The sequence below is a fragment of the Planctobacterium marinum genome, assembly GCF_036322805.1.
In the GTDB taxonomy this organism is placed as follows: domain Bacteria; phylum Pseudomonadota; class Gammaproteobacteria; order Enterobacterales; family Alteromonadaceae; genus Planctobacterium; species Planctobacterium marinum_A.
Map to the genome: position 1 here is coordinate 1,431,126 of NZ_AP027272.1, position 18,764 is coordinate 1,449,889.

Here is an 18,764-nt window from a genome sequence, read left to right on the forward strand (position 1 = left end):
TCGCCACCCCCCTCATATTGCAATTTATAACACCGCTTATAACTCGCCGCGCAATTCCCGCTCATCTAATATTTTAATACCTTGCTCTATCGCAGCTTCAACCTCTTGTTCCATTTGGATTCGCTCAAGTTGCGGCAAGAAGAAGGCCATATCCACTTCGTAACGAATATAGCGTGGTGGCACTTTATTTAATGCCAGGCAGCAAAGGTCCGCGATATAGTCGGCACTTTTTTTCCCGGGTAAACCCAAGGCTTCGATTCTATCTAGTACCAGGTGCTCATAGTAATTATGAATATCATCATCAAGTTTCATGACAAACAACTGTAGTGTTAAACTTGAAGTTAGAGTATGAAATTGCGTCAACTATGACAATAGTATTTGTCGTTTTTGAGCGTTTAAGCACAGACACAACTGATCGATATGTTTTAAATCGTCGTGATGGAGAAAAATATGAAGAAGAACACGACCCCCGTTTATTATGGCGACTACTTGCATCTGGATAAAATCTTGAGTGCGCAGGAACTTCAAAGTGAGAAGTATGCGACAGCTGCGCATGAGGAAACTCTGTTTATCATTGTGCATCAGGTTTATGAGCTTTGGTTTAAACAAATGTTGCATGAACTTAATACTGTTCTGGACGTCTTCACACAAGAAGCGGTGGAAGATCATCAATTATCCACAGTAGTTCACCGACTCAATCGAGTGATAAAAATACAGAAACTGCTCAACGACCAAATCAGTGTGATGGAGACGATGACGCCACAAGAGTTTCTGTCCTTCAGAGATTACCTGGTACCAGCTTCGGGATTCCAGAGCATTCAATTCAAAATGCTGGAAATTAAATTGGGATTAAAAACCCAATACCGAATTGATTTTGATAAACAGTCTTTCTACCAGCGACTGGAACCCAAAGACCGAGAGTTTTTGCAAAATATGGAGACCAAGAACAGTCTATTTGAAATGGTAAACGACTGGTTGGAAAGGTTGCCACTGCTAGATTTCGAAGATTTTAAATTCTGGCATCTTTATGAAAAAGCAACCCAGGAAATGCTGCAGAGCGATCGTGAAATCATCCAACAAAACGAAACCTTGACCGATGAAGAAAAACATAAGGAGCTGACAGAACTGGGCAAAACAGAGGCGAGCTTTAATGCCATTTTTGATGAGGCTGGCTATCATACCTTGCTACAAGAAGGGCATTTTAGATTATCTCAAAAGGCATTGATGTCGGCATTGTTTATCCATCAGTATTGTGAGGAGCCGGTATTTAATTTGCCTTTTCAGTTTCTTACCTGTTTGACAGAAATCGACGAAAACTTAACGCTATGGCGATACAGACATGCCATGATGGTACAGCGTATGTTGGGAACAAAAATAGGCACAGGTGGCTCTTCAGGGCACGATTACCTTAAAAAAACCACAGAATCTAATCGGATATTTAAAGATTTTTTTAACATGTCGACGTTTTTATTGCCTAAAGAGGTCTTACCTGCACTTCCCGTTAACGTAAAGAAAAACCTCGGGTTTTCATTATCTTCGGTCTAGCTCTGTTACACTTTGTAAACAAAAGGTGACAGTTAATGATTTGTAAGATATTTGTAAATTTGAACTTTCCTCTTTTTTCACAAAGTTTTCAGCTTGACCCCGCTCTTTGCCTTTGTGTATATTGTTGGCGGGTTCACTACCCGTTAGGTTCACTACCTAACACATTATTGCCGCTGGTAAAGCGGCCACAACACTAAATAAATTTAAAAAAATTAGTGGTCCAGGGAGACAACACATGTATATGAAATCCAAACTGGCTAAGTCAGTAAGCTTAGCTATTGCTTTTGGTGCTGCTTCAGCAACTGCGTTCAGCGGTTCTGTAATGGCTCAAGAAGAAGCTGCAGACGGCGAAGCAGTAGAAAAAATCGCAGTAACAGGTTCTCGTCTGCGTCGTGCAGACCTTGAGGGTTCTGTTCCAATTACTACTATCGATAGATCAGCTCTAGAGTTTTCTGGTCAAATTTCTGTATCTGACCTTCTACGTAACACTAGCTTCAACTCAGCTGGTTCTTTCAGACCTCAGTCTGGTAGTTCTGCACAGGGTGTTTCTACTATCGACCTTAGAGGTTTAGGTGCAGAGCGTACATTGGTACTTATCGACGGTCGTCGTCTACCTAAGTCGCCTTCTACTGGTTCTTCTGCTGACCTTAACTCTATCCCAACTGCAATCATCGAAAGAATCGAGGTTCTGACTCAAGGTGCTTCAGCTGTATACGGTTCTGACGCAGTAGCGGGTGTAATCAACATCATCACTCGTAAAGAGTTTGAAGGTGTTGAAGTTAAGCTAGGTGGTGCTGAAATCGAGCACGAAGGTGGTGACCGCGAAGAAGGTTCAATCATCATCGGTACTACCAGTGAGAAAGGTAACATCGTAGGTGGTGTTTCTTGGAACCACCGTGACATCGTATTCGCTAGAGACTTCCCTTGGTATAACCCAGGTGCGTCTTTCTACGGTAACAGCTTCTCTACTGCTGTAGACAATGGCGACGGTACTTATTCTGACAACTTCGACGTAACTGCTTTACCTGGCGGCTGTGCTGGTGGTACTACTGATCCAAACAACGGTTTCTACCTTGTTCCTTTCGGTGGTTCTATCACTGGTGAGCGTTGTGCTTACAACTTCGCACTTGAATCTGCTGACGAAGCCTCTACAGGTGTTACCAGCTTGTTCATGAACAGCGAATATGAAATTGCAGATGGCTGGAAATTGCTGTCTAAAATGAACTGGAACAAAACTGATTCTTTCGGTCGTTATGCACCAGTACCAGATTCACCTTCACCGTTTGCAGGTGGTACTGGTAACCCAATTCCAGTAGATAGCCCGAACAACCCAACTAACCCAGCAAGTGCGATGTATGACCCAGCGTTTGGTCCTAACGTTCCTGTATTCTGGTGGCACCGCTTTGATTCATTAGGTAATCGTGACAACTCAGTTGAAAACGAAACTCAAAACCTGATGGTCATGGTTGAAGGTGAGATCGGTGACTTCTTCGTAGATTTTGGTGTACGCCGCACGAAGAACAAAACTTATGACATCGGCCGTAACTACTTAGTACGTACTACAGCTGAAGCATACATCAACGACGGTACTTACGACCTTCAGAACCCTACTGCTAATCCAGCCAGCGTTCTGAATGCGATGAAAGCGACTATTTCACGTATCAGTTTCTACGACCAAGACGAAGTGTTTGGTTCTGCTCAAACTGATTTGTTTGAAATGGACGGCGGTATGTCTTCAATTATCGTAGGTTTCGAATGGCGTGAAGAAGATTACGCTGACCAATACGATTCACTGTCTGAAGCTGGTGCGATCGGTGGTTCTTCTGGTAACTCTGCAGGTGGCGGTCGTACAGCTCGTGCACTATTCGTAGAGACTTTGTTGCCAGTAATGGACAACTTAGAAGTGACTTTAGCGGGTCGTTACGATGACTACTCCGACTACGGTGATGACTTCTCTCCTCAAATCTCAGTTCGTTGGGAACCAATGGAAGATCTAGTAGTTCGTGGTGGTTACGGTGAAGGTTTCCGTGCTCCTACACTGGATATCTTAACTCAGTTGGATTCTTTCGCAGCTGACTCTGTATCTGATGATACTCACTGTGCCGCAATCAACCTGCCTGTTGGCTGTTCTGTACAGATCAATGGTTTGCGTACTGCTAACCCTAACTTAGGTTCAGAGCAATCTTCACAGATTTCTTTGGGTGTTGCATATCAACCGCTTGAAAGCTTGAGCTTCTCTCTTGATTATTTCGATATCGAAATCGAAGAGCGTATCAACTTCTTCTCAGCGCAAGAATTGGTTAACCGTGAAGCAGCGGGCGACCCAATTCCATCTGGTCTGGGTGTAGAGAGACTGGCTAACGGTACAATTACTCGTATCGTTCAGGGTTACGGTAACGATGGTACACTTGAAACTTCTGGTCTTGACTTGAACGTAACTTACTCTCAAGACTTGGGCTTCGGTGACCTGACGTCTACTCTTCAGTACTCTTACGTACTTGATTACAGAACAGACGGCGGACGTGACCAAGTTGGTGATGTAGGCTTACCTGCAGACCGTGGTGTTATCTCTAACACATTAGGAATGGGTGACTTCCACATTGCTTACAACTTGAACTACATCGGTGACAATGCTGAAAACGTTCTTGACGGTGAGCAAATCGGTCACGTTGGTACATACGTAACACACGATATCAACGTAACTTACCACACACCGTTTAACTCCAAAGTAACTGTTGGTGTTAACAACGTTGGCGGTAAAGAGCCACCTCTTGAGTCGTTCCGTGGTGGCGGTGGTAGCCGTGACTACAACTTCGACTTGTACGACGGTTACGGACGCATCGTGTTCGCAAGATACGTACAATCTTTCTAAGATAACTTAGAAAAGCACAGTAGTTGAAAAGCCAGCGTAAGCTGGCTTTTTTTATGGCTAACTTTATAATATGTGCGATCAATAAAAATAATAATTCATGACGTACTTTGTCGGTTTTGGTTGCTATTTCCAATAGTGCCCTCAAGGTTCAACAGCTATTGGTACCTCTTAAATCATGCAAAATAAAAACACGCCTTGGCAGTCTTATTGGAAAGACACTTCTTTCGATACGTTTGGTGCACGTTTTAGTGACGAAAATCCAATAGCGGGTGTTTTAGCTAAAGAAATTTCTTCCATTAACTTCTTAAACAGCACACCTCAAAGTCTTTTAGATTTAGGCTGTGGCAGAGGCGAACACTTTCGATGGTTGCGCCATGTTTTCCCCTCCTTAGAAGGTAAAACACTCAAAATTACGGGTGTTGATGCAGCGGTACCAGATACTAAAATTGACGCCAATACACAAATTTATACTGACAATTTTGAATCATTAATAAATACCAGGCGTTCACAGGAAGCGTTTGATATCGTTTTCGCCCTTTTTGCCGCAGAATACGGTAATGGACGCAAGTTAGTCAGAGCGCTAAATAACGTAGCAAAGAAATCGATGGATTGTCTGTTTTTGATGCACACTCCAGATTCCGTCATTAGCGCTAAATCAAAAATCTCATTAAATTTTTATGAGTTGCTCTTGGATAAGGCCACTACTACAGCGTTGCGTATACTTAAAAAATCTCACGATATAAAAGCGTTCGAAATGTATGTACTGGGTAAAATCAATAGTATTGTAAATTTAAATCGACCTGAGTTGATGGAAGATATGCAACTAGTAGTGCAGAGACTACAACAGCTGTTTAGTGCTGTTGATTTGCGCAAAAAGGTCGCGCATGCTCACGCATTAATAGAGTATTTTGAGCAGCTAAAAATGCATGTTTTGAGGTTAGAGCAACAACTAAAAGCAGCAAAAAACAGCGATTCCTTGGTGGATGAGCTGGTCAAACAAAATTACGAAATTAAGGTGGATAAATGTCTCCAAAACCAATTTGGCGAAGTTGGTCGTTTGCTTCACTTTGTTTTAGTTCCCCGGATTTAGTGCTTGTCAGTGCACTGTAAAAGTGAGTTAGAAAGTCATTATGCAAAATACCTTTTTTAGTCAAACATCATCGATTCTCCATCGTCAGTCGAATTTGATGTTGGTATCCTTGACAGGAAAGCACTCCGCTATCAATTTGGCGTTGGCCGATATTGAGCTCATTGCCTCCATGCTTAACAGTGATAACGAAGAACAAGCCATAAGTGCTTTCTTGGGAACCGAATCCGGGAAGAATGCAGCAAAAAACATCACAAGTTCTCTGCTTAAAACCAGGCTAAAAGAATTATCTGTCTTATCAAAGCACTTTGATACTCCACCAGGTGAAACGATTGCTGATTTAGCAGTTAACATTGAGCCATCAGAGTTGGATGGTTTTGATAAGCAGCAAGTGAATTATCTGAGTATGCATCACAGTGTGCATGTTACATCGAATGGCTTCATTTCTTATGCGCCCAAAATACAAGGTTTTATCAAGCTAAGCTCAGAGCAAGTAATATTACTGTTTTCCTTTGCACAAGGCCGAGCTCAGGAAGAGCTTCTGCGTGATGCCACGTTTCAAACTCGGTCACCAGAATGGCTCACAGCTCAGATTGTTGCGCTAAAAAACGCTGGAATACTGGTAAGTAAAACAATACTTAAAAGTAAAAATGAAACTCAATTAAGCGTGTTTTCAACTGAAACACCAGAGGCCACGATGGGGGATTTGGATTGGCAAAGTATCTCTGCCGATGATCGTATCCCTGTTTACTTCGTACCGCACATGGAAAATCACTTCCCATTGGCGCTTGGGGTCCTTTTAAACGCACTTAACGAATATAAAGATGGCCTTCTGTCTGAGAGATTCTTGTTTTTACCCATTAATTACCTTGAACCTTCAGAATTAATAAATGGACCATATCGCAAATTTGGCAATGGTATCTGGCTATTCTCTAATTATATGTGGTCAATTGACCTCAATATGCAGATCAGTAATGCCATAAAACAACACGATTCAGGTAATTTCACTATCCATGGTGGACCTAGTACACCTGATTATCCTCAGGCTTGCGCAGAGTTTTTAAACAAACACCCCTCAGTGGATATTGCCGTTCACGGTGAGGGAGAGGTTACCATCACAGAGATTTTTGAGGTATTGAACCAGTCTTTCAAAGTGGACGCCGACCTTGATAGGTACAAGCTAAGTCAGGTTGCGGGTATCACCTACAAGGACCCTATTTCCCGAAACGTGGTGCGCACCGGTAGCAGAGAACGCATGAAACAACCTGATGCTGTGTCTTCACCATATTTGTCCGGGGTGTTCGACAATTATCAGGGCAGGGTGGAAGCGGCTATTATTGAGAGTAATCGCGGCTGTCCTTATGGTTGCACCTTCTGTGATTGGGGCTCAGCCACTAATCAGAAAGTGCGTAAATTTGATTTAGAAAGAGTGTTTGATGAGATTACCTGGATAGGGCGAAATCAGGTTCGAGTACTCTGGATAGCAGATGCCAATTATGGACTTTACGAAAGGGATATTGATATCTCTAAACATATCGTCGCCACAAAACAGAAATACGGCTATCCCCAAGAGGTGGTGGTTAATTACACTAAGAACTCGACGCGTAAGTTAGTGGATATCATCAAGGTGTTTAGCGAAGGTGGTATCATAAGTCAAGGTATCATTTCTATTCAAACAACGGATGATAAAACGCTTGAAGTTATAAATCGCAAAAATATTCGCACAGAACGCTATGATGAATTATCGGAAATCTTCGCCGAACTTAAACTGCCGCTTTCTACCGATTTAATGATCGGCTTACCCGGTATAACTGTTGCTTCATTCAAGCGAGATTTGCAACGCTACATAGACAAGGATATCTCAGTTAAGGCATATCCAACTCAATTATTGCCTAACAGCCCCATGGCGGACCCGGAATATATCGAAAAGTATCAAATAGAGGTTGATGAGAATAGTTTTATTACTTCAACCTATAGTTTTACGCATGAGGAGCTCATCGAAATGAAGGGACTTTTTCATGTTTATGAAATGGCCGAAGGATATGGGCTGTTGCGCTATGTGATCCGATTCTTGCAATGGGAACATCAAATACAGAGTATCGACTTTTTACAAAAGCTGATGCTGGATATTCAGTCATCTCCTGCCGAGTATCCGTTGCTAACTTGGGCCGTGCGATTTTTTAACACAGAGAAAAGTATGCCCGGTGGCTGGCTTGCGTTTTACCGAGAAGTATCCAGTTATATCAAAGAACAATATGGACTCGTCGAAGACAGTGCACTGTCTACAGTGTTGTCAGTGAATGCAGCAGCCATGCCCGATGATGGCCTTAATTATCCTTACCAAGCTCAATTGCAACATGATTTCGTGCGCTACTTCAAAGACGCAAAGGATAACTTGCAGCCTCTCAAATCCTATGTGCAAGCAGAGTTTCAGGTGTCAGATCCGAACTCTCTAGTGGACATAGATTTAAACGCGGCGCAATACGACTCACATCAATATTTTTGGGAGCTACATTCTGAAGTTGCACGTCCCAAGTCGTTGGTAAAAATGTCAACTACCGCTAGTGAATAGTATCAATTATGGGGCTTGGTTTAGCATTCAATGGTGGGAGTGACACATCACTGATATTAAAGGCGGCTTTAATTGTTAAAAACGCTAGTGCTTTCTCAGATACTGACTATATTGAATAAAACCATTGCACATTCAATAATGTTCCGATTAGAGCAATAGCTCCCATATCGACTCCGGGAATGGTATTACACTGCTATTGTGTGTTCAGAGCGCAACAAGGATATGACTCTCTTAATCTAATCATGGAAAAGCTGGATATCACGTTCTAACTGACAAATGACCGCGGATTTATTTAAGAAAGCATTACACGCCCATCAGTCTGGCGATTTGAAAAGTGCCTCAGAGTATTATCAAAAGCTTCTCAAGAGGGCCCCAAGAGAATACAACGCTCTGCAATTATTAGGTGGGGTTTATCATGCCCAAGGGGACAATCGCAGCGCACTAAAATATCTACTTGCTTCTCTTAAAATTAAGCCGGATCAACCGCAGGTAATGTTAAATGTCGCCACTTGTCAAAGGCAGTTGCAGGAATACACCGCCGCACTTGGTACGTTAAGTCAGGTGATCCGTAAAGACCCGGCTAACTTTGGCGCGTTCAAATCACGGATGTTTGTGCTTGTGGAGATGGGGGACTACCAGCGGGCGTATCAGGAATTGGATACTCAAATCCACAAGTTTCCCGGACACTATGAATTATACAATCTTTTAGGAGCCGTTGCGTCAGAGTGTGAGCATTATCAAAAGGCGATTAAAGCTTATAAAAAAGCCCTAAAAATCAGGCCAAACTCTGATGTGGCGAGGCATAACTTGGGGTTGGCTTACTGCCAAAATAATGAGCCTGAAAACGCTCTGAAAGAATACTTGATAGTTCTGAACAGCGGTAAGCACAGTTATCAATTAATGCATAATTTAGGAAACGCCTACCTAGATTTAGGGCACTTTGAACAGGCCATAACCTACTTTAACAATGCCTTAAAGCTGAATTATAAAAGCCTTGATAGTCACAAAAAACTGAGTGATTCACTTTGGCAGTCAGGTGAAATTAAAAACTACTTACGCAATTTCGAAACGGCGATTAAAAAGTATCCGGATGAAAAGAAATTTTTGTACGAATACGTTCATCGATTGTTAAAAGGACAGTGTAACCTTGATGCAAAAGCGCTATTAGAAGCACATTATCACAAGCACAAAGAAGACTGTGTTTTTCAATACCTATATGGAAAGTGCCTGACATCAGTCGGGGAGGTTGATGAAGCCAGAAGTTGGCTACTCAAGGCAAGTGCATCAAACCAATTAAGTGACGATGAAAAATTAGATTTATGTGGCTATTTGTTGGCAGTACAGGAGGCTGAACCGGTACGCAAGATTACAAGTGAAATCCTTACAGAAAAACCTGAGCATGTTGGTGCGCTCGCTTGGTGGGGGTTATACCTGCGCAAGGTGAGTGATGATGCAGAAAGAGAACTGAATAATTATCAACAACTTATCGGTGAGTATCAAATATTCGACCCAAGAGTAGATAGCAACTTTTATCGTACATTACTAAATACCTTGACTCGTTTGCATTTGGCAAACGAAGAGCTCATAGATAAATCCAGTCACAACGGCACGCAAACAAGGCGCCACTTATTTAAAACGGAAGTGCCTTGTTTATTAGAGCTTGAAACGCGTTTTAAAGGCTGTGTTGAGGATTATCTAACAGAAAAATCACAATATCGGAAATGGGGACCTTGGCCAGAATCGGACAAATTTGTTATTTCCGATGCATGGTCTGTGCGATTGAAGGAGCAGGGATATCACAAAGGTCACTACCACCCGAGAGGGCAAATCAGTGGTATTTTCTTTTTGTCGTTGCCTAAGCCCGGTGGAAGCATTGAGCAAAATTCTGGTTATCTGGCATTTGGTGATCCTGACATAGGAAATGTAGATGACTTTCCAGCACAACATTTAATCAAACCCGAAGTGGGAAAACTGGTCATATTCCCCTCCTGTTTTTGGCACAGTACCAATACCCAGACGCTTTCAGGACAAAAAATAACCATTTCTTTTGATGTAAATGCACCTAAATTTTCTTGAGTGTAAAAAAACTCGAGGCGATTTTCTGAACAAATCAAACTTGAGATGTTTATTGGGCGATTACAGCCGTTTAATACCCTGCGGCTCAATGCCTGAAATGGAAACGCGATAGCTTAGCGTTTTTTCATTAACAAACTGTTACAGCTTATTCGCACATTTATTAAACAAATGCCTGATGAAATTCAGATTTTTGTTATATTTTTTTTAAGCTATTGTTGATCTCTGGCCCGTTGGCTGCTTGACTTACTCTGTGTATCCATGTGAATATCGTTGGGTCCCAGTGCCCTTTCAAAAGAGTAGGTACTGACTCCAATAACAAAAAATTTTTCAAATATCGTCCCTTGTTATGCGATTCCAAATGTAACAAGGATTAAAGTTTAATTGGTTGGGAACTATGTCCAAGATGAGCAAGAGAAATTTAATTGCCTCAGCTGTCGTAGGTGTTTTAGCACTTAGTGGCAGTGCCTTGGTCTCAGCAGATCCGCTTTCGGATTTGCAAAATGAGGCTGGAAAAAATCATGCGGCTGCAAAAAAAGCCCAGGAACGAATCAATAACATTTACGAGCAAACTCAAGATTTGCTTGTTGAGTATCGTCAGGTGGTTGATGAAACCGAAAACCTGAAAGTTTATAACGACCACATCGCTCGTCTTGTTGCTGATCAGCAAGAAGCAATTGATGACCTACAACGTCAAATTGATAGCATCGATGGTGTGAAAAAAGGCGTAGTACCATTGATGTACAATATGATCGACTCGCTTGAGAAGTTCATTGAGCTTGATGTGCCAATTCGTTACGAGCAACGTAAAGCACGTGTCGAGCGCCTGAAAGAAGTTATGGGTAATGCCAACGTTACCGTATCTGAGCAATTCCGTTTGATTCTCGATGCTTACTCCATTGAACTTGATTACGGCACTACGATTAATTCTTATCAAGGCGAGTTAGATTTCGGTGGTCAAACCATCTCTGCTGACTTCTTCAACTTGGGCCGTACCGCCCTTGTTGCTTTATCGCTTGATCAGAAGAACGGTTGGGTGTGGGATAACAATGCACGCACCTGGAACGAGCTAGAAGACAGCTATCTGTCATCGGTAAACAAGGCGATCAAGATGGCTAAGAAACTTGAGCCTGTTAACTTGGTTAAACTACCTGTTCCCGCGGCGGAGTAAATAATAATGAAGAATACTATTAAAGCACTATTAGTGGCTTCTTCTGTAGCCGCTATGTCAATGCCAGCTATGGCACAAAGCTCACTTGATCAACTGTTAGAGCAAGTTAAGAGCAACCGCGTATCTGAAGCGAAGATAAACCAGCAACGTGAAGCCGAGTTCTTGGCAGCGCGCGCAGACAAGCAAGCGTTGTTAAACAAAGCACGTGCAGACCTGAGAGCCGAAACCGACCGTGGTGAGCGCTTGAAGAAGCAATTTGCCGATAACGAGATCGCGTTAGCAAACAAAGAAGTTGAGCTTGAGAATGCCGTTGGTACATTGGGTGAGATGTTCGGTGTTGTTCGTTCTGCAGCAGCAGAGGCATTTGGTCGTATCTCCACTTCAATCGTAAGCGCTCAGTATCCTGACAGAACTGAACTACTAGAGAAACTGTCTAACGAGTCTAAAGGTCTGCCTAACATTAGCGAACTAGAAGACATGTGGTTTGCTCTGCAAACTGAAATGACTGAATCTGGTAAAGTGACGCAGTTCCAGGCCGAAGTAATCAGTCTTGACGGTGGCTCTTCTTCTCAAACTGTAACTCGTGTTGGTACTTTCAACCTTATCGGTGATGAAGGTTACTTGTTGTACAAGGATGACTTGAAGCAAGTACAACCCCTTGGTAAGCAGCCTGACGGTCACATGGTTTCTGCAGCACAAAGCTTTACCAGTGCAAGCGGCTTAGCTCCTCTGTTTGTTGACCCTTCACGTGGTTCAATCTTAAGCCTGTTAACGCAAGCAGCAACGCTTGAAGATCGTTATCACGCAGGTGGTATCCCAGGTTACATCATCACTGTTATGCTAGCTATCGGTGCTTTAATTGCTGTTTACAAAGTGGTTACTTTGACAGTAATGGGCGGCGCAATCAGAAGCCAGCTTAAAAACATTGATAACCCATCTACCAAGAACCCTCTGGGTCGTATCTTGACTGTTTATGAAGAGAACAAGTCTGCTGATACAGAAACTCTAGAGCTTAAAGTTGACGAAGCTATCTTGAGAGAATTACCTTCTATTGAAAGCGGTATCAACATCATCAAGATTTTAGCAGCCATTGCTCCGTTGCTGGGTCTGTTGGGTACCGTAATCGGTATGATTGCAACCTTCCAGCAAATCACCTTGTTCGGTACTGGTGATCCTAAAATTATGGCAGGCAGTATCTCCATGGCATTGGTAACAACGGCTCAAGGTATTATCGCTGCATTACCATTAATTCTTTTACACGCTATTACAGCAGGTAAGAGTAAGAGCATTTTGCATATTCTCGACGAGCAAGCTGCGGGCATCGTAGCTTCACGTGCAGAAGGGGAGAAAGCGTAAGATGTTATTCCTGATAGAGACATGGGAATCTGTCAGGGATTTTATCGCTACTGGCGGCGATGTCTTGTATGTCGTCGCACTAGCGCTCTTCCTAATGTGGATATTCATGATTGAGCGCTTTTGGTTTCTTAACGCGGTATTCCCAACTGTACACAAGAATATTGTGGCTAAATGGGATGCCCGTGAAGATACCACTTCCTGGTATGCGCATAGAATTCGTGACGCTTGGATTTCCGAAGCTTCGGATAGTTTAAATGAGCGCATTTTGTTAATTAAAACACTAGTCGCGATGTGTCCGTTAATCGGACTGTTGGGCACGGTAACCGGAATGATTAACGTGTTTGAGACAATGGCCACACAGGGTACAAGTAACCCTCGTTTGATGGCTGCAGGTATATCAATGGCAACTATTCCTACTATGGCAGGAATGGTAGCGGCATTGTCCGGACTGTTTTTCAGTTCTCGTCTCGAAACCAAAGTGAAAATCGCGAAAGAAAAGTTGATTGACAGTTTGCCTCATCACTAGAGAGAGAATTATATGGCTCGCAAAGAACGTGAACAGGGAGAAGATGCAGCGATTGATATGACACCGATGTTGGACATCGTGTTTATCATGCTTATCTTCTTCATTGTTACTACATCGTTTATCAAAGAAGCAGGCATCGAAGTTAACAAACCTACAGCAAAAACTGTGGTTGAAAAGAAAGGTGCCAATATATTCGTGGCCATTACTGCTGACGGTGACGTCTGGCTAGACAAGAGACAAATCGACCCGGGCGCTGTACGCGCTAATGTCGAGCGTCTGTTGGCTGAGCAAGCATCAGAAGTAGTTATTGTTCAAGCTGATGAAGATGCTGAACATGGAAAAGTGGTCGACGTTATGGATCAGATAAAAGCCGCAGGTGTTAATCGCATAGCGGTAGCGGCGATAGGTGGTTAACTATGGGTAGAATTATCGTTTCAATCATTGTTGGTGCTGCGATTACTTTTGCCTTGTTCTTCATTATGGCTGAGTTGATTTCTAACTCACAAAGGCCTCCTGAAGAGAGTGCACCGCCACCTATTATCGATATCGTGATGAACGAGCCGGACTCCAATGTTCAAACCAGAACAAGAGTTCCGCCTCCGCCACCACCTCCGCCTCCACAACCGCCGAAAATGCAACCGGCAGAGCCTGAGGTAGCTGATGCTAACACTGACGGTATGTCGTTTAATATGCCCGGTGTAGACCTCGGTGGAGCTAGCATAGACATTGGTGGTCCAGGGTCAATGCAACGTGATGGTGAAGCAACGCCGATTGTACGTATCGAACCAAGATACCCAATCCAGGCAGCTCGTGATGGCAAAGAAGGCTGGGTAAGATTGTCGTTTACCATTAACGAAGTAGGTGGCGTTGAAGACGTGGAAGTTATTGAAGCCGACCCGAAGCGTGTGTTTGACCGAGAGGCGAAGCGCGCTTTGAGAAAGTGGAAATACAAGCCTAAAATCGTAGATGGCAAACCGGTTAAACAGTTCAACATGAGAGTACAACTAGACTTCAAACTGGAGGGTGATTCATGATCAAAATGAAATCTTCGATCCTAAAGCTTTTTGGTCTTTCAGTATTGTCTGTGGGTTTATTAGCCTCTGGAACCGCTAGCGCTCAAACGCCGCCGGTATTGTGCCCGGACTACAAACGTGGTCCGACTAAAATACCTGGTCAAAGAGTGGGTAAAAGGGTGCAAAAAGCCTTTGAAGCCTATTCAGCTGAGTTGCTAGACGAGGCAATAGAGATACTTAAAGAAATTGAGGCAGATGACTCGTTTGACAGAGCCTATGTCGATAGATTTTTGGGTAACCTGCTTGCTTCTCAAGAAGGCAAGGCGAGCGAGGCGCTTAATTACCTTCTTCGTTCAGTTAAGGATAAAGAGCTTAACGACAACGAACATGCTCAAACTCTGCGTTTAGTGGGTGATTTGAACATGATGGAGCGTAATTTCGACCAGGCTGTTGAGTACTATAATAAATGGATGGATTATACCTGCAAGGAAGATGCAGACGTTTATACTCGCCTGGCGCAAGCGTTTTATGAAACCAAGCAATTGCCGAAGATGATCGCACCCGCTGACAAAGCAATCGCGATGTACGACAAGCCTAACAAAAACCCTTACGTGTTGAAGTTAACTTCTTACTACGAACGTAAGATGTACAAAGAAACCATTGAGGTAGCAGAAACACTCGTTAAGTTGTTCCCTGAGAACAAACAGTGGTGGACGCAATTAGGCTTCTTTTACATGTTGGTTGAGGACTTTAGCAAGGCATTGCAGACATTTGAGTTAGCTTATACTCAAGGGTACCTGCAAAAAGCCTCTGAGATACGAGCTCTGGCTCAACTGTATGGTAGTTTAGAAATTCCATACAAATCTGCTGTTATCCAGGAGAAGTATCTTAAGTCTGGTTTGTTAGAGGCTGATGAAGATACCTTATCACGACTAGCCAACGCTTGGCACCGTGCTAAGGATTACATCAAAGCTGCTGACTACTATGGCCAGGCCGCTGCTATCAGTAATGATGCTGAACATTATCGCAAGCAAGGTACTTTGTTACTTTCTGCTGAAAAGTACAAAGAAGCTATTGTGGCATTGAAGAAATCTCTTGATGCTGGCAGCGATAAAGAAGGTTCAATACAGATGGCGCTGATGGAAGCTAACTTCTATCAAGGTAAGTTCAAGGAAGCTTATGTGCACATTAAAGAGGCTATCAAAGATAAGTCTGTGGCGCGTAATGCAAAAGCTTGGGAACCTTACATCAAAGAAAAAGCGAAGAATCGTGGTATAACGATTTAACAAAAAAAGCCCGTAAGGGCTTTTTTTATATCGGCAGTTTAATCATACATTTCTAAGTTCAAGTGTCATTTTTGCTTGTTTGGCAATTTGGCATTCCTTCCTTTTATATCCTCTAAGTTAATTGGCACAACTTTCAAGACGAATGAAATAGTTTTTCAACTGCCAGGGTCTATACTTTTGAAAGCGTTCGCAAGACGCAATAAGACTAAAACTTTTAATTAAGGATACGGGTATGAAACAAGTTAAAAAATCTGGTATTGCTACCGCGTTAGGAGCAGTTGTTATTGGTTCACTGGCGTCCGTAAGCTTGCAAGCGAACGCAAGTCCATTTGCTATTAGCACTTTGGATTCCGGTTACATGCAAACCGCTGCTGAGGGCAAATGCGGTGAGGGCAAGTGTGGCGGTGATAAGTCCGGCAAAGAGGGTAAAGGCGAAAAAGAAGGCAAATGCGGCGAAGGTAAATGCGGCGGTGATAAGTCCGGTAAGGAAGGCAAAGGTAAAGAAGGCAAATGTGGTGAAGGCAAATGCGGCGGCGACAAGTCTGGTAAAGAAGGCAAGTGTGGCGAGGGCAAATGCGGCGGTGACAAGTCTGGTAAAGAAGGCAAGTGTGGCGAAGGCAAATGCGGCGGTGACAAGTCTGGTAAAGAAGGCAAATGTGGCGAAGGTAAATGCGGTGGCGACAAGTCTGGTAAAGAAGGCAAGTGTGGCGAAGGCAAATGCGGCGGCGACAAGTCCGAGAAAAAAGGTGATAAGAAAGGCAAAGAAGGTAAATGTGGTGAAGGCAAATGTGGTGGCCAAGCCTAATTACTCATTTGTAATTGCATAAGGCTGGTATTCCAGCCTTTTTTATTTCAGTATTTTAATACCCCGCTTGTTTAGAGAGAGGCTTTCGTGAAACAACTTTATGGTGCCGGATTAGGACTACGCAGAGAGATGACAGCAGAGCTTGATGCCGGATTGCCCGAGGAAGTCGACTTCTGGGAAGTAGCACCAGAAAATTGGATTCCATTTGGCGGAAAATACCAGCAGCAATTAAAGCACTACACACAAGGGAATCAGTTTGTTTCTCATGGCCTGTCGCTTTCTATCGGTTCACCTGAAAAGCTCGATGTGAACTTTGTGAAGCAAGTAAAAGCCTTTCTGGATGAACACGACGTTTTATTTTACAGCGAACATTTGAGCTATTGTTCTGGAAAAGGACACATGTATGATTTGATGCCGATACCTTTTACGCGAGACGCGATAGATCATGTGGTAGCCAGAATTCAGCAGGTACAGGATATTCTTCAGCGTCCTTTGCTGATGGAGAATGTTTCTTATTATGCCGCACCCGGTCAGGAACTTTCTGAACTTGAGTTTACCGTAGAAGTGTTAAGGCGTTCCGGTTGTTTGATGCTATTGGACGTAAATAATATTTATGTAAATGCCATTAATCACAAATATGATCCGGTGGAGTTTTTAAAGGGTATTCCGTCGGGAAAAATTGTCTATGGACATATTGCAGGTCATTACGACGAAGCTTCGGATTTATTGATAGATACACACGGGGCAGAGGTTAAAGATGAAGTATGGCAATTGCTTGACAAAGCCTATCAGCTACACGGTGTGTTTCCGACACTATTGGAAAGAGATTTTAACATCCCCGCGATGGAAACATTACTGGAAGAGGTCAATCGCATCAAATCCATTCAAGCGAAACATGCTTCAACCCAAAACAAGAGTGCTTAAGAATGTCTTTTATTGATGTACAACAGCAGTTTATGAGGCATATTCGAGATCCGCAAAACAATCCTGCTCCACAAGGTATAGAAGACCGACGATTGGCCGTATACAGAGAGCTGTTTTTTAACAATATTTTAGGATTCCTGAATTCCGGCTTTCCGGTACTTGAATCTCTTTATTCTGAACAGGACTGGCAAGTCCTCGCGCGGCGTTTCTTCAGTGACCATGATTGTCGCTCACCCTATTTTGTGGATATTAGTAGAGAGTTCGTAGAGTTTCTGGCAAATGAAGTTACTGAGCAGGAATATCGTTATCCCTTCGTACCAGAGTTGGCGCACTATGAATGGTTAGAGCTGAACTTGAGTACGCGCAAATCTGGACCTCTGAGGATTTGGGATAAAGTACAGAGCTTCAACAGTTTTCACTTTTCTCCGTTAGCAGAGCTCGTAAGTTATCAATGGCCCGTACATCAAATATCAGAGCATTACATACCTGATAGCCCCGGTGAAGAAAACTTCTTTTTTGTGGTACACCGAGATAACGACAACCAGGTACATTTTTCTCAGATTAATCAGGTTACTGCGTGGTTGCTGTCACAAATGGAAGACCGGGTTTTTAACCTTGAGCAGTTGAATACAGTGATGTTGTCTGGGTTATCACAATTACCCTCCGAGCAAGTGCTCAAAGCAACAGCAGATATCGTAGAGCAAATGTTAGGCAAACAAATTTTTGTGTTACCCTCTAAATCGTCTTGATTCTGTACAGTTAAGCACAAGTTTATGGCCATGCGATTGCTTATGCGGGCTAAAGTGATCTACCATTACGCGATATAACTTTAAGGTAGATGAATTATGGCGAATGAATCACATGACGGTCCACACGACCCATTTAACGCAAAATATCTTTTGGCTATTTTAGGGGCGGCGGTTCTGTTTCCATTGATGCACATTTTTGTTGGCATCAGCGTTTTTGTTCTCTGATCAAGTACAGGAATTTGCCAGTGACTGCTGACATTGTAAAATCGGCCATTAAAACCGTACCAGATTACCCCAAGCCGGGCATTATGTTCCGTGATGTAACCTCGTTAATGCAAGATGCTAAGGCATTTAAGCATTCAATCTCATTGCTGGCTGAGCAGTTCTCAGGAATGCGTTTCGATCGCGTTGCAGGAACAGAAGCAAGAGGTTTTATTTTCGGGGCTCCACTGGCACTAGAACTGGGGATAGGCTTTGTTCCAGTGAGAAAGCCACGCAAATTACCCAGAGAGGTGATCAGTGAGAGCTATCAATTAGAATACGGTGAAGATTGTCTTGAAATGCACAAAGACGCGGTTTTTCACGGCGAAAAAGTGCTTATGATTGACGACCTGCTTGCCACTGGCGGCACTATGGTTGCTACGGCAAATCTGATTCGCCAACTGGGTGGCGTTGTGGAACATGCCGGGTTTGTTGTTTCATTGCCTGATCTAGGTGGTGAGCAAAAGCTGGCGCAGCACGGTATTAAAAGCGCCGCTATCTGTCAGTTTGATGGGGATTAATTC

At 43.1% G+C, this 18,764-nt stretch carries 16 protein-coding genes; 15 read left to right on the forward strand and 1 reads right to left on the reverse strand.

What is annotated here, in order from left to right; all coding sequences use genetic code 11:
• Positions 1 to 36: 36 nt before the first annotated feature.
• Positions 37 to 312 (reverse strand): late competence development ComFB family protein, encoded by a 276-nt coding sequence (locus AABA75_RS06365; protein WP_338291721.1) that lies wholly within the window; start codon positions 310 to 312, stop codon positions 37 to 39.
• 138 nt (positions 313 to 450) lie between these two features.
• Here AABA75_RS06365 and AABA75_RS06370 point away from each other — a divergent pair, with 138 nt between their 5' ends.
• The 15 genes from AABA75_RS06370 to apt all read left to right on the forward strand — a co-directional run bounded on the left by AABA75_RS06370 (position 451) and on the right by apt (position 18,761).
• Positions 451 to 1,545: a tryptophan 2,3-dioxygenase family protein gene (locus AABA75_RS06370; protein ID WP_338291722.1), complete on the forward strand. Its 1,095-nt coding sequence runs from the start codon at positions 451 to 453 to the stop codon at positions 1,543 to 1,545.
• A 235-nt stretch (positions 1,546 to 1,780) separates the two neighbouring features.
• A complete protein-coding gene (locus AABA75_RS06375; RefSeq protein WP_338291723.1) occupies positions 1,781 to 4,417 on the forward strand; it encodes a TonB-dependent receptor domain-containing protein in 2,637 nt (878 codons plus the stop codon).
• Between the two features lie 175 nt (positions 4,418 to 4,592).
• The gene (locus AABA75_RS06380; RefSeq protein WP_338291724.1) at positions 4,593 to 5,507 is read left to right on the forward strand and encodes a class I SAM-dependent methyltransferase; all 915 of its coding nucleotides are present in this window, start codon (positions 4,593 to 4,595) and stop codon (positions 5,505 to 5,507) included.
• Positions 5,508 to 5,547: 40 nt separating this feature from the next.
• Positions 5,548 to 8,076, forward strand: coding sequence for a B12-binding domain-containing radical SAM protein (locus AABA75_RS06385; RefSeq protein ID WP_338291725.1), 2,529 nt, complete (start codon positions 5,548 to 5,550; stop codon positions 8,074 to 8,076).
• A gap of 276 nt (positions 8,077 to 8,352) precedes the next feature.
• Complete coding sequence (locus tag AABA75_RS06390) at positions 8,353 to 10,152, forward strand: tetratricopeptide repeat protein (RefSeq protein WP_338291726.1); 1,800 nt, start codon at positions 8,353 to 8,355, stop codon at positions 10,150 to 10,152.
• 403 nt (positions 10,153 to 10,555) lie between these two features.
• Complete coding sequence (locus AABA75_RS06395) at positions 10,556 to 11,320, forward strand: DUF3450 domain-containing protein (protein WP_338291727.1); 765 nt, start codon at positions 10,556 to 10,558, stop codon at positions 11,318 to 11,320.
• Between the two features lie 6 nt (positions 11,321 to 11,326).
• Positions 11,327 to 12,676 (forward strand): MotA/TolQ/ExbB proton channel family protein, encoded by a 1,350-nt coding sequence (locus AABA75_RS06400; RefSeq protein WP_338291729.1) that lies wholly within the window; start codon positions 11,327 to 11,329, stop codon positions 12,674 to 12,676.
• 1 nt (position 12,677) lies between these two features.
• Positions 12,678 to 13,202: a MotA/TolQ/ExbB proton channel family protein gene (locus AABA75_RS06405; protein ID WP_338291730.1), complete on the forward strand. Its 525-nt coding sequence runs from the start codon at positions 12,678 to 12,680 to the stop codon at positions 13,200 to 13,202.
• Between the two features lie 12 nt (positions 13,203 to 13,214).
• Complete coding sequence (locus AABA75_RS06410) at positions 13,215 to 13,616, forward strand: ExbD/TolR family protein (protein ID WP_338291731.1); 402 nt, start codon at positions 13,215 to 13,217, stop codon at positions 13,614 to 13,616.
• Positions 13,617 to 13,618: 2 nt separating this feature from the next.
• The gene (locus AABA75_RS06415) at positions 13,619 to 14,236 is read left to right on the forward strand and encodes an energy transducer TonB (protein ID WP_338291732.1); all 618 of its coding nucleotides are present in this window, start codon (positions 13,619 to 13,621) and stop codon (positions 14,234 to 14,236) included.
• 5 nt (positions 14,237 to 14,241) lie between these two features.
• A complete protein-coding gene (locus tag AABA75_RS06420; RefSeq protein WP_338291733.1) occupies positions 14,242 to 15,501 on the forward strand; it encodes a hypothetical protein in 1,260 nt (419 codons plus the stop codon).
• Positions 15,502 to 15,733: 232 nt separating this feature from the next.
• The gene (locus AABA75_RS06425) at positions 15,734 to 16,306 is read left to right on the forward strand and encodes a hypothetical protein (RefSeq protein WP_338291734.1); all 573 of its coding nucleotides are present in this window, start codon (positions 15,734 to 15,736) and stop codon (positions 16,304 to 16,306) included.
• A gap of 87 nt (positions 16,307 to 16,393) precedes the next feature.
• Complete coding sequence (locus AABA75_RS06430; RefSeq protein ID WP_338291735.1) at positions 16,394 to 17,230, forward strand: DUF692 domain-containing protein; 837 nt, start codon at positions 16,394 to 16,396, stop codon at positions 17,228 to 17,230.
• Positions 17,231 to 17,232: 2 nt separating this feature from the next.
• On the forward strand, positions 17,233 to 17,979 hold the full coding sequence (locus tag AABA75_RS06435) for a DNA-binding domain-containing protein (protein WP_338291736.1): 747 nt from the start codon (positions 17,233 to 17,235) through the stop codon (positions 17,977 to 17,979).
• Between the two features lie 245 nt (positions 17,980 to 18,224).
• On the forward strand, positions 18,225 to 18,761 hold the full coding sequence (apt, locus tag AABA75_RS06440) for an adenine phosphoribosyltransferase (protein ID WP_338291737.1): 537 nt from the start codon (positions 18,225 to 18,227) through the stop codon (positions 18,759 to 18,761).
• Positions 18,762 to 18,764: the final 3 nt, after the last annotated feature.